At 46.1% G+C, this 11,955-nt stretch carries 12 protein-coding genes; 7 read left to right on the forward strand and 5 right to left on the reverse strand.

The window, feature by feature from the left end; genetic code table 11:
- From QT974_RS21450 to QT974_RS21465, 4 genes are all read left to right on the forward strand, one after another.
- The coding region (locus tag QT974_RS21450) for a flavoredoxin (protein WP_333470443.1) at positions 1-322 on the forward strand (322 nt) is incomplete at its 5' end.
- A 13-nt stretch (positions 323-335) separates the two neighbouring features.
- Positions 336-596: a hypothetical protein gene (locus QT974_RS21455; protein ID WP_333470444.1), complete on the forward strand. Its 261-nt coding sequence runs from the start codon at positions 336-338 to the stop codon at positions 594-596.
- Positions 597-733: 137 nt separating this feature from the next.
- Positions 734-994, forward strand: coding sequence for a hypothetical protein (locus QT974_RS21460; RefSeq protein ID WP_333470445.1), 261 nt, complete (start codon positions 734-736; stop codon positions 992-994).
- A complete protein-coding gene (locus tag QT974_RS21465) occupies positions 987-1,382 on the forward strand; it encodes a hypothetical protein (protein ID WP_333470446.1) in 396 nt (131 codons plus the stop codon). Before QT974_RS21460 ends, QT974_RS21465 begins: the two co-directional genes overlap by 8 nt.
- Before the next feature lie 141 nt (positions 1,383-1,523).
- On the opposite strand, the gene QT974_RS21470 is transcribed toward QT974_RS21465, so the two are convergent.
- The 5 genes from QT974_RS21470 to QT974_RS21490 all read right to left on the reverse strand — a co-directional run bounded on the left by QT974_RS21470 (position 1,524) and on the right by QT974_RS21490 (position 7,473).
- Positions 1,524-1,817: a TIGR03792 family protein gene (locus QT974_RS21470; protein WP_333470447.1), complete on the reverse strand. Its 294-nt coding sequence runs from the start codon at positions 1,815-1,817 to the stop codon at positions 1,524-1,526.
- Between the two features lie 314 nt (positions 1,818-2,131).
- On the reverse strand, positions 2,132-4,327 hold the full coding sequence (locus QT974_RS21475) for a PAS domain S-box protein (protein ID WP_333470448.1): 2,196 nt from the start codon (positions 4,325-4,327) through the stop codon (positions 2,132-2,134).
- 263 nt (positions 4,328-4,590) lie between these two features.
- Complete coding sequence (locus QT974_RS21480; RefSeq protein ID WP_333470449.1) at positions 4,591-5,799, reverse strand: AAA family ATPase; 1,209 nt, start codon at positions 5,797-5,799, stop codon at positions 4,591-4,593.
- A 71-nt stretch (positions 5,800-5,870) separates the two neighbouring features.
- Positions 5,871-6,416, reverse strand: coding sequence for an RNA 2'-phosphotransferase (locus tag QT974_RS21485; protein ID WP_333470450.1), 546 nt, complete (start codon positions 6,414-6,416; stop codon positions 5,871-5,873).
- Positions 6,417-6,789: 373 nt separating this feature from the next.
- Positions 6,790-7,473 carry a class I SAM-dependent methyltransferase gene (locus QT974_RS21490; protein WP_333470451.1) on the reverse strand — a complete coding sequence of 228 codons (684 nt, stop codon included), beginning with the start codon at positions 7,471-7,473 and terminating at the stop codon, positions 6,790-6,792.
- Positions 7,474-8,073: 600 nt separating this feature from the next.
- Here QT974_RS21490 and QT974_RS21495 point away from each other — a divergent pair.
- From QT974_RS21495 to QT974_RS21505, 3 genes are all read left to right on the forward strand, one after another.
- The gene (locus tag QT974_RS21495; RefSeq protein WP_333470452.1) at positions 8,074-10,842 is read left to right on the forward strand and encodes a diguanylate cyclase; all 2,769 of its coding nucleotides are present in this window, start codon (positions 8,074-8,076) and stop codon (positions 10,840-10,842) included.
- Positions 10,843-10,867: 25 nt separating this feature from the next.
- On the forward strand, positions 10,868-11,449 hold the full coding sequence (locus QT974_RS21500) for a Uma2 family endonuclease (RefSeq protein ID WP_333470453.1): 582 nt from the start codon (positions 10,868-10,870) through the stop codon (positions 11,447-11,449).
- Between the two features lie 55 nt (positions 11,450-11,504).
- On the forward strand, positions 11,505-11,955 hold a 451-nt coding region (locus QT974_RS21505; protein ID WP_333470454.1), incomplete at its 3' end, for a leucine-rich repeat domain-containing protein.

An 11,955-nucleotide genomic window follows, 5' to 3' on the forward strand; every position in this document is an offset into this window, starting at 1 on the left:
AATTCCAAACGAGGCCTTAGTCGTTCGTGGCGGTCGTAATCGCCCAGAAGATATTAAACGCAGTACCGGAACTCACCCCAGTGGCATTACGGGAATTTTTGTAGAATGTGGAGTAGGATTGTCTGTAGCAGAGTTAGCAGTCACAATCCCTCACGGACAAGTTGGTGTGACGACAGTTGGTGAAGTTCGATCGTCCGATGGAGATGTCATCCGTACGAATGGCAGAAGCCCAAATCATGCAACCTTAACAGGCTTAACACCAGAACAAGCAAGTCTGCTGCTGACACCAACGATTGCTAACCCATCACAACAATCATCCTGAGTGGAGCAAAAATATGAACTATCCCAGAATCTTTGCAGACTTTCATAATGCAGATGAACAAGGTCGCCTTCGCCTAAATTGTGTTGGTACAATTGAAGATTTGAGTCGCCAAAATATTAAGTTACAAGATGGTCAATTGCTAGCATTGCATGACGAAGAGTTAGAAGTTGATGGCGTGGTGCAATATTCAGAAGAGGAAAGTCTTTGGGTGGCAGCAATTGATTGGACGCAAATTAGACAGGTAGAAGATAGACTTGTTCAAGTAACAGTCTAGTTCGATCGCCCTTCACACCAAATACCAAACACTGCGATGATTGTACGGGTGGCGATGCTTGAGTGAAAAAAGAGCGATCGCCATTAAAACGCGAGTTTAAAGGCTAAAATAAATGTATGTAATCTTAAACAAGCGATATGCCACTCAGCGAGCTTTTACCCACCGTCGAGCAATTATCTCATCAAGATAAACTGCGACTCATTCACTTTCTCCTACTTGCAGTTGCCAAGGAAGAAGGATGCAGCCTCGAACCTATTGAAGATACTAATTCAGAAAATGTACTTCTCAATCAACTAGCATCAACGAGTGCAGTTGTATGGTCTCCACAGGCCGATCGAGAATCAGTTCAAGCATTATCAGAACTTCTACTTGCCGCCCAAAAATCAGCTCATGCTTAGTCAGCGATTTCCATTTATAGAGCGAATTGATAGCCTTGGGCGATCGAGTATCATGCCATATTTGCCAATTACTCTCTCCAACGGCAGCAACTCCCTAGAAGTGATGGCATTGTTGGATACGGGTGCAAGTGTCAACGTTTTGCCTTATCAGATTGGTCTACAACTAGGAGCAACATGGGAACAGCAAACCGTTCCTATTCAATTGAGCGGGAATTTGGCTCACAGTGAGGCGCGGGGATTGGTGCTTTCGGGTACAGTTCCTCAGTTTTCGCCGCTCTTGCTTGCATTTGCTCGGACTCGTTCGACAGATGCACCTGTAATCCTTGGGCACCTCAACTTTTTCTCGGAGTTTAATGTCTGTTTTTTTTCGTCACGAGTTAGCTTTTGAGGTTTACCCAAGGGAAAAATGAATTGTTTAAGCAATATGCGATCGCCCTTTGTTGTTTCTGACGACCGAGATCCTAAAATGAAAGAGCGAGATCCCTTCACAGCAAATACCAAACACTGCGATGATTGTACGAGTTGCAATCTAATGCAAAAACTTGCCAACTTGGTATTCGCGACTTTCGGCGATCGGCATTTGAAACTCGCCCATTTGGGCATCCAGCTCATTTATGGTGCTTTGCGGCACCGATTTCCACAACTCTTTAGTTTCCCAGCGAATCAGCATCACCACCTCATTTTGTACCGGATCTACCAAAATTTCCTTGCCCAAAAAACCGGGGAAACTCCTTAATCCTGCCGTCCAAACTTCTTCATCTCGCAAAATAAACTGCTCCAGCTTTTCGGGAGGTAGTTGAAATCTCAGCCACTCAATTATCATCTTATTTTCGCCTGGTAACTCAATTATATATTGTAGGGTACGCCAGCTCAAAAATACAGCAAATTCTAATTTTATGAAGTAGGCTAGCCGACGATAGATTAATCGCCGCAGCACAGGATAAGGCGCCCTGTCCCTACTGGCTCTGTACTTCAATTACCCAGAATTTGCTGTGTCAGTCGGCGCTCTAGAAAATCTGTTTTGATGCGGCATACAAAACTGTCTTAGATTGAACTTCGTGGCAAATTATTAGTCTGGACTCGCCACATTTTGACAGTAAACTCAGCTTAAAATAAATTCACCTTTGGTGATGTGCATTAATCATTGCCGATCGCAATTTTAACGATCAACTCAGTTCCCTGTCCCAGACTAGAAATACACTGCAACTCACCGCCGTGCTTTTCTACTACTAAATGCTGCGATATTGCCAGACCCAAACCTGTGCTCGTTGTCGGACATTTAGTGGTAAATAAAGGGTCAAAGATGCACCCTAGAACTTCTTGAGTCATTCCCGGGCCGTTGTCGCTAATGGCGATCGCTACTGTATTTTCCGCTATCACTTCAGTCCGAATCCGAATTTCCGGATTGGATATTTCAGGTGGCGAACCGCCGACAGACAAGCAAGACTGATTTTCAGTTCTACGATACTTTTCGAGAGTTTTACCCTCTTCTTCCAAAGCGTCGATCGCATTTGTCAACAAGTGCATGAACACTTGATTTAACTCTCCCGCATAGCAGCAGACTCGCGGCAAATCTCCGTATTCCTTGATTAGATTAATTCCCGGGCGTCCCCCTTTAGCTTGCAGGCGATTTTGCAAAATCAGCACTGTACTGTCCAAACCTTCGTGGATATCTGCGGGCTTCATTTCGGCTTCGTCGGTGCGCGAGAACAAGCGGAGCGATCGCACCACATCCCGAATCCTTTCCGAGCCGACTTTCATGGAATTTAGCAGCTTGGGTAAGTCTTTTTTAATAAACTCTAAGTCTAATTCTTCCATCAAATCTTGAATTTCAGCCGCGGGATGGGGATAATACTTTTGGTAAAGATCGATCGAGCGCAGCAGTTCTTGAATGTAACCTGTGGCGTGGCTGACATTACCGGAAATAAAACTAACTGGATTGTTTATTTCGTGAGCAATTCCTGCTACCAACTGCCCCAGAGAAGACATTTTTTCTATTTGAATTAATTGCGTTTGAGTTTTCTGGAGAACTAACAGCGTATTCTCAAATTTTGCCGCTTGCAGCCGCAGGCGTTCTTCTGATTCTTGCAAAGCCAAAAGAGATTTTTTGCTTTCTGTAATGTCCAATCCGACAAATACCGCAGCCGTACTTTTTTGATATTTTTGAGCGACAATTAAATAATTTTTATTTTCTCCTCTGATGCTGACTGTTAATTCTTGAGATGTCTGCTTTCTTGATGTAGCAAAAAACTCGTATACTAAATCGTTGAATTTTGGGCTAGTCTCTAAAAAACCTATTTTTTGACCTATAAATACTTGCCCTGGCATTTGGTAAGCGTTAGCTAAATGTCGGTTTACTCCCAAGTAGCGCAAATCAGAACTTACCCAAGAAACTAATCCAGGTACGGCGTCCAAGACGGCTTGCAGTTGCTCTTTTGCCTCTACAAGCGCTGATTTTGCTGCGAGGCGAGCCGAAATGTCGCGGGCGATCGCGCAGCAGTATTCGCAGCCGTCGTATTCTAAATAATTGACTTGAACTTCGACCGGAAAACAGGCGCCGTTTTTGGTTTTATAACTGGTTTCAAAAATTAGGTTGGTTTGCTGCTTGAGTTGACCCCAGTGTGCTTGCCAATCCGATGCTGGTAACTGCGAATCTATGTCGCTGATTCTCAGGTTGAGCAGTTCTGATTCCGAGTAGCCTCCGCGGACGCAAGCGGCTTTATTTGCGTAGCAAATTTTACCGTCAGAGGTGGTAAACAAAACTGTATCAGCAGTATTGTCTAGGGCAGTTTGAGTTAGTTGTAATTTTGTTTCTAACTGCCTGCTTTTGACATCTGCTGTCGATTTATTGTCGCAGTTTCTGTCAGCTACTTTTTCAGCAGACAGGATCAAACCGCCGATCGCACCCGAGCTATTTTTCCACGGCGAAAATACCCATTTGACCCGCACGCCTACAGATACTTCCATTTCTTCTGTTACAGATTCGGGCGAATTACCTACCACAAACTCGCTGTATTCCAAAACTCCCGCCAAACAAGCGCGGGCGTTTTGTTGCCAATATTCGGGGAGATTCGGAAAAATTTCCCAATGAGTTCTGCCCAGCACCTCGCCTGGGCACACCCCACAATCTGTTTCCCAGCGACGAGAAATGCAGAGATAGCGCATTTCACAATCTACCATTGCTACGGCGTCGGCGGAACGCTCCACAAACCGCCGAAATCCCTCTTGACTCTCAGACACGGCTGCCTCTGCGGGTTGTTGGTGGGCGATCGGGTTCGTCCCGCCGGCATACCTTCCCAGTCGAATGTTTTGCTTCACTGGCTTAGTTTGCACGATTTGGGATTTCCTCCATGGCTGTCAAGTTTAAAAAATCTGTTTTAGACCAAAAGCACTCTTTCCCTGATTTCCTGTTTTGGGTGAGACCCTTAGAGGGTCTCACCCATCAGTAATATCATTTTAAAAGGGATGTGTCCATAGGTACTAAATAAATTCTTCGCCCAACCTTGACATTCAGAAGATTTCCTCATAATTATTCAACATTTGAGGTGGTGCAGGCCGTGTAATTACCAAACTTGGTTGAGATTTTAGGCGATCGCTCACACGAATTTGTGCGTAAATTCACTGGTAAAATCCACTCTCCCCTTCCGCAGCATTGCAGGATCGAATCTTTCAGTCGTGTTACAAGTCATCAACACTACGAGTTTTTGCTGAAATTGAATGCCCTGTTCGTCCATGACACTTTGATACAGAGTTCCATCGAGCAAACTTAAAATGTGTTCAGTTTTGTTAGTCCGTTGGGCCTGGGGAGTCGATCGATCCTGAGCCAAATTATCAGCCTCATTGATAATGATGCAAATCCGCTGCAAATAACTCGGCGGCACAAAATTCTCCACAGCATCGTGATCTAGGATAAAGATCACATAACCCAGCGGCACTAAAATCTCCTTTGCTACCGCTTGCGTCCAAGCAGTTTTACCCGTCCCCGGTTCACCGCTGACCAAAACCGCCAACTGATTTCGCTCCAAAATTGCCTGCTCAACAATATCGGTAAAACTTTGAACATCCGCAGAAAAAGTCCGAATCTGGAACTGACTGTGAACCTGTCCGACGCGGCTTTTATAGCCGCTGAGAATCACCGCTAAATTGTAAGTAGCCTTGCTAACGAGCGGCGCAATATCTTGGCAAATCAGAGTGTAGCAACGTCTTCCTCTGTCGTAGCTGTCAATTTGCAGCCAACAGCCACATCGAGCCCAATAAGCATAAACAGTACCCAAAACCTCCAAGCGTTCCCAGCTTACAAATCGTTCCGGCGGATAAGAAAAATGCCGTTCCATAAAAAACTGAGTAATCGCATCCGGTTTTCCCAGCAAATCCAGAACTTTAAAAATAGTAATCTCTTGGAGTTTGTTGAGAACGTAGTCGATGGGAATGCTAGCGCGGCTGACCAATTGCACCACAGGCGTTTCTGTAACTAAAACATCTTTGTAGCGATAATCTGGGTAAACAGGCTGCGGAGTAATGTAATCCCAAAACTCGTCAATTTCGTAGCGAGTATTCTCAGAGAATACATTTAAGATATTCGCCCACCAGGTATATTGGTGTCGTCCCATGGCATCGGCAACATCGCTAGCTGCATCTAAAGTTTTTTGAGCTAGTTCTACGGGGTCGCTAGACGCTAAGTGCAGCAGGTGTTCCCAATCAAATTGACGGTATAGCGGCCGCCAGCCCGAGCCGAGCAGTCCTCGATTTTGAGGATTGTTTTGATTGAAATTGTGATCGCGATCGCCCATATCTTCCGAACTCATCTTGTAAAACTCCTAGTTATTCTTATTCTAAAATATTTGCCGCACATTTTATACAACAGAACAGAATTTTCTCAACAAACTTTTAGATAAGTCGGCGGCACAAAGTCTACTAACCAGACTTTGTTATCCGAGCAGTAAAATGTATGTCCGTCCTGTTGCATTGCTGCGGTATCTACAATCAAGACGGCCGGGATGCCGTGTCTGGCACCTACTTTACGGGCTGTCTGAATGTCCGCCGACAAATGAACGTGATGTCGCGACATTTTACTAATTCCTTCACTGAGAATAGACTTGACGGCAGTCCTACCTGTTCCGTGATATAAAATATCTGGGGGAACAGCGGGTTCTAACTGCAAGTCAACCTCTACGCTGTGCCCTTGGTTGGCACGAATTAGAGTGCCTGTAGAGTCGAAGGAAAAGCGCTGTTTGTCATTTTGTGCGACTACTTCCTTGAGTTCGTCAAGCTGAACTAAAAAGTTATTTTTTTGGCAGGCATTGAGGAGTTCGCTAACAGGAATCCAGCCCCCAGGTGCGAGTTGAATGCCAATGCGCGAGGGCGCGTGGCGCAGGTGTTTGCTGAGATATCTGCTGATTTTGATTAATCGGGTATCGTTCATAAATTTACTTTGTTAACTGGTAACGAGTAAAGATAAAAAAAGGTTGGACGCGCTACTTATAGGCGTAACGCGCGCAGCGATCACCTACAAGAAACTCGTAGTCTGTAGGGTGCGCACTGCGCACCAGTTGAATTTGTAGGTGCGCATTACGCACGCACCAATTGAATTTGTAGTTAAATTTGTAGGTGCGCATTGCGCAACAATTGACTAAGTTTCAGTGTTTTGATTCTGAACCAAAGCTTCCGCTTCACGTTCCGATTTTTCAAAGTTCAAGCAAGGAAAATTGTTTGGGACACCTTGGTTTCAAAATCCAAACACTGAAACTTAGTAACAAAAGTTGCTCGCACTCGTCAATCGGCGCACCATACAAAAACTACTTTCGGACAATTCCGCCAAAAATAGCAAAATTTAGATAGCGCCAGTGACAAGCGGCGTCCGCAAAACCAGCTTCGGAAAGCCACTTTGTCTGTTCTTCCACGGATGAGGGAATATCTTCTTTGAGGTAGTTTTGAAACCAGGCTGCATCGTCTTCTCCATTAGCTTTCATGTACTGGCGCCACAATTTTTCGTATTGCTCGGTTAGCTTGGGGGTAGCACCTGTGACAATATCTCGGATTAGCAAGATTCCCCCGGGATTCATTGAGTGAAAAAGTTTGTGAAATAGCTTTTGTTTTCCTTCAATGTCGAGGTGGTGGATTGCTAACCCAGAAACTACCAAATCGTAACCGCTGCCGAAATCATCTTCGGCGAAGTTTCCCTGCTGTAATGTCAGCCTCTCTCCGAAGGCGGACAAGTTAGTTTGACAAACTTTCAGCATATTTTGGGCCATGTCAAAGGCTGTGACATTTGCTTGAGGATATGTTTGCAAAATCAGGGCAGAAAGTATGCCTGTCCCCGCGCCTAAATCCAGAACTTTGATGTTAGTCTTGGTTTCCGAAGGAATTAACTGCAATATTAAATCGTGTTGCTGGCAATAGTGCGGAATCAGGCGGGGAATTAAACCGTCATAATCAAATGCTCTCTGTTCAAATTCTTCGCGTACAGCATCTAAACTCACAGACAATTTTCCTCAGATTGTTAATGATTGAGTGCGTTAAGGCAATTTGGCAGCTCATTTTTTATAGTATTACATTTATAATACAAAATATTTACACGGCTGTCAAGATGTAGAATAAAATAATTTAATGGAAGCTGAGGACGATCGCAAAAACAGACTTGGTTCGCCCTTTAAGACCCAAGTATTTGAGCAATGTCAAGCCCTGCACATATATCTGGCATCTGGAGGTGAGGCAGAATACCGGAGAGTCTAAAGCCTGGGCCAGAGTAGATTTTGCGGGTGCTGTGGGATGGTAATCCTCACGCAAAAGTTGGCTGTTTGTACCCCCTGGCGCAGCGGGCATATCTGAGAAAATCTGTCCTCAGATTGACAAAATTTAGTCTCAAATCCCATACAGTCTTGTGTGAATACATTGTAAAAAAATAATGCAACTGCTTTCCCCGCACACTCAACCCCGATAACGATTAGTAATTTCTAATCTAGAATCAAACATCAAAAATGGTATGACTTCCCCCTGGAGGTGCGGACTGCCGAGTTTTAATGCAAATAAAAATATACAAATTATTGCACCCGCTAGCACGGGAAAAAAAAACAGTGATAATGAATCAGGATGCGAGTAGATTAGCTGTCAGCCGTCAGGGGAAAATAGAAGCAATGGAAATCCAACAGCGGAGCAAGGGGCGGGCCGATCGCCAGCCACCAAACGTACCCGATCGCCCCGGTCAAATTTCTACGACAAAAGAACTAGATTCGTCACTGCAAGAATCTTTGGATTTTAAAGTAGCGATCGACCGATCGGCACTGGCGGTGAGAACTGACGCCCGTGGAATTATCAACTACGTAAGCGATCTCGTTTGCAGAATTTCTAAGTATTCGCGTACCGAACTAATTGGCCGCCATTTCGGCATTTTGCACTCGGAATATAATTCTTCGGGATTAATAAAAAATCTGATGTCAACTGTTGCCAAAAATGAAGTGTGGCAAGGAGAAATTAAGAACAAAGCCAAGAATGGCAAGGATTATTGGGTGTACGCAGCAGTAGTTCCGCTGTTGGACTGTCAGGGGAAACCCTGTCAGTATTTGGCGATCGGATTCGACATCACCGATCGCAAAGCCGTGGAAACAGCCCAAGCCGCAGCAAACCGCGCCAAAGACGAATTTTTGGGGATAGCGGGACACGAACTGCGATCGCCCCTAAGCGCGATTTTGGGATGGGTACAACTAGCTCGATCGCGCAAATTAAATGAAGCCACCACCAACCGCGCTTTGGAAATTATCGAGCACAACGCCAAATTGCAGAACCGACAAATAGACAATCTGCTCGATCTGTCGCGGCTGTTGCGAGGGAAAGTCCACCTCAACATCAGCCGGGTGCACCTCCCATCTGCGATCGAATCGGCGATCGAGACCCTCGGTCTGGCGGCATCTGCCAAAAACATCCGCATCGAAACACATTTCGACGAGGCTATCAACTACATTTTGGCAGATGCAGAACGCTTGCAGCAAGTAATCTGGAACCTGATAGCCAACGCCATAAAATTCACCCCAGCATCAACACCGGAGCCAATTAGGGTGCGGATCGAGCCTACGCCTTCAGGCGCGTCGATCAATGTCAGCGACAGCGGTTGCGGGATCGACCCTAAGTTTCTGCCTTACGTCTTTGACTACTTCCGCCCGACAGATAGCTGGAAAACCAAAGAACAAAACCGCCTCGGTTTAGGGCTGTCAATTGTGCGGCAGTTGGTGGAACTCCACGGTGGAACTGTTTCGGCCCAGAGTCCCGGCTTGGGACAGGGGGCGACCTTTGGGGTGCAGCTACCGATCGCTCACAGCAACAATTCGATCGATTCTACGGCTGCGATCGCCCCAATCGAAATCAGACCCGGATCGGTGTCCAAACCCCTAGCGTCCAAGCAAGTCCTGGTAGTAGACAGCAGCCCCGAGATCCGGGAATTTCTCAAAACTGGTCTCGAAGCATTTGGAGCCAAGGTAACAGCGGTGGCTAGCGCTTGCGAAGCGATGGCGGAGTTGGAAAAGTCGCGCCCCGACGTGTTGGTGAGCGATCTGGCGGTACCCGAAGCAGACGGCTGCGATTTGATCCGCCGCGTCAGAGCCATGGAAATGTCCGAGCAGAGGGAGCTGCTGCCGGCGGTAGCGCTCACCGGAGGCGTCCGTGAGGAGGATTCGGCCTCGGCGCTGTCTGCGGGCTTTCAGAGGCATTTGTCGAAGCCTGTGTCGGCGAATCAATTGGTGGACGCGATCGCCCAATTGGCCGGGCTGACTGGATTAGGCGGCGCCGATGCGGGAACTGTCGGGGCGATCGCACCTGCACTTGGGCTGTCGGAATCTCACAGTTTTGACGAACCAAATAACGGTGAAGAATCAACAACTGACAGCAGAGAATTACCGCTGTTGCTAGTAGTTGAAGACAACAATTTTTTGCTGGCTTACCTCCAAACTTTATTAAGTCCATACTATCGAGTTGCGGTGGCGAGGGACGGAATTGAAGGTTTAGAAAAAGCTAAAAGTTTGCAGCCGAATTTGATTTTGAGCGACCAAATCATGCCCAGACAAAATGGACTGGATTTGCTCAAGGAGATTCGGAACACGCCGGAGTTGAGTTCGACTCCGGTAATATTTTTGACAGCGCGATCGGGCATGGAAGCTCGGATCGAAAGTTTGGATGCTGGTGCTGACGATTATATTGCTAAGCCTTTTGACGAGAGGGAACTGTTGGCGAGAGTCAGAAATTTGCTCAGAACCCATGCAGCCGAACAGCAGTTGACGGTGCTCAACCGCCAGTTGCAGCAGCAGAAACGGCAGTTAGAAACAGTGAATCGAGCCTTGCAGTATTTGGCAAGTTACGACAGTTTGACTGAGGTCAGAAACCGTCGCTATTTTAATGATTATCTCGATGCGGAATGGCGGCGTTTGGCGAGGGAAGAAGCGCCGCTGTCTTTGATTATGTGCGACATCGATTACTTCAAACTTTATAACGATACTTACGGCCACCAAGCCGGGGATGAGTGTTTGCGACAAGTGGCGCAGGTTCTCCAGTGTTCGGTAAAGCGATCGGCTGATTTAGTTGCGCGTTACGGTGGAGAAGAATTTGTCATAGTTTTGCCGAATACTGATATTCATGGTGCGGCTTGCGTGGCCGATCAGATCGCCCAACAGGTGCGGGATTTGCGGATACTTCACGCCAAGTCTGGTGTCAGCGAATATGTCACGCTGAGTTTGGGTGTGGCTTGCTGCATTCCGGCGCCGATGTCGCAGCCGGGGACGTTGATTGCGATCGCCGATGAGTCGCTGTATCGCGCGAAAGCTGCTGGGCGCGATCGGGTTTCGGTTGCCGCATTTCTAGGATAATATAATAGTTAAAGGAGGTCGCGCCATGACACTAATATTAGATAAGCCCAAAGACCAACGGTTAACTCACTCCGGGATTGATTGGCAACAATTCAAACTAATCGAACAGGGATTCTCCGACTCCCCCGGTATCAGACTGTTTTATTTCAAAGGCGAGGTAGAAATCTTGGCAGTTTCGCAAGATCGTGAAGTCTTCAGCGGTGTCATCGCCCTGTTGTTGGGTACGTATTTTGTCGAAAAAGAAATCGAGTTTACTCCTACAGGAAGCTTTACTCAAGAAAAAGAAGGAAAAGCATCCGCACAAGCAGACCAATCTTACTTAATTCGCAGAACATCGGGAGACATTGCAGACATCTCGATCGAAGTTGTATTTACTAGCGGTAACGAGAGCAAATTGAATCGCTACCAAGCCTTGGGAGTGCCCGAAGTTTGGTTTTGGGAGGATGGATTATTTGCTCTGTATCATTTGCGATCGCACGGCTATGAAAAAATTGCCCAAAGCGAAGTTCTGCCAGACTTAGATATTAACCTGCTGTCTCGGTGCTTGCTGATGGCTTCTAAAATTGAAGCGGTTAAGGAGTTTCGGCGCGGGATTTCTGGGGTTTAGAGGAAAAGTTGACAAAAAATTATTATTTTAGTAAAAAATTTAAAATATTATTGCCATGTCAGAACCACAGCCAAATCCCGCAGAATTCAGCAGCTTTGCCGATTGGTGCTTGCACAAAGACAGCCTTTCGCCAGAGGCAAGGCATACTGTTGATGTGCTGTTAAACAAAGCTGGCACTTCTGACATTAATGAAGCGAACCGAATACTGTCAAATCAGAGTTATCTGAATCTCGACAGCAATCAAATATCAGACATCACACCCCTGCAATCTCTGACTAATTTGACTTCTCTGAATCTGGGCTACAATCAAATATCAGACATCACATCCCTACAATTTCTGACTAATTTGACTGATCTGAATCTGTACAACAATCAAATATCAGAAATCACACCCCTGCAATCTCTAACTAATTTGACTTCTCTGACTCTGGACAACAATCAAATATCAGACATCACACCCCTGCAATCTCTAACTAATTTAACCGATCTGAAGTTGTCCGACAATC

It is taken from the genome of Microcoleus sp. BM001215392 (assembly GCF_036700185.1).
Taxonomy (GTDB): domain Bacteria; phylum Cyanobacteriota; class Cyanobacteriia; order Cyanobacteriales; family Microcoleaceae; genus Microcoleus.

Coding starts and splice junctions, on each gene's coding strand:
- QT974_RS21495 (WP_333470452.1), top strand. CDS start 8,074: ATGAATCAGGATGCGAGTAGATTAGCTGTCAGCCGTCAGGGGAAAATA.
- QT974_RS21485 (WP_333470450.1), bottom strand. CDS start 6,416: ATGAACGATACCCGATTAATCAAAATCAGCAGATATCTCAGCAAACAC.
- QT974_RS21480 (WP_333470449.1), bottom strand. CDS start 5,799: ATGAGTTCGGAAGATATGGGCGATCGCGATCACAATTTCAATCAAAAC.
- QT974_RS21460 (WP_333470445.1), top strand. CDS start 734: ATGCCACTCAGCGAGCTTTTACCCACCGTCGAGCAATTATCTCATCAA.
- QT974_RS21500 (WP_333470453.1), top strand. CDS start 10,868: ATGACACTAATATTAGATAAGCCCAAAGACCAACGGTTAACTCACTCC.
- QT974_RS21465 (WP_333470446.1), top strand. CDS start 987: ATGCTTAGTCAGCGATTTCCATTTATAGAGCGAATTGATAGCCTTGGG.
- QT974_RS21470 (WP_333470447.1), bottom strand. CDS start 1,817: ATGATAATTGAGTGGCTGAGATTTCAACTACCTCCCGAAAAGCTGGAG.
- QT974_RS21455 (WP_333470444.1), top strand. CDS start 336: ATGAACTATCCCAGAATCTTTGCAGACTTTCATAATGCAGATGAACAA.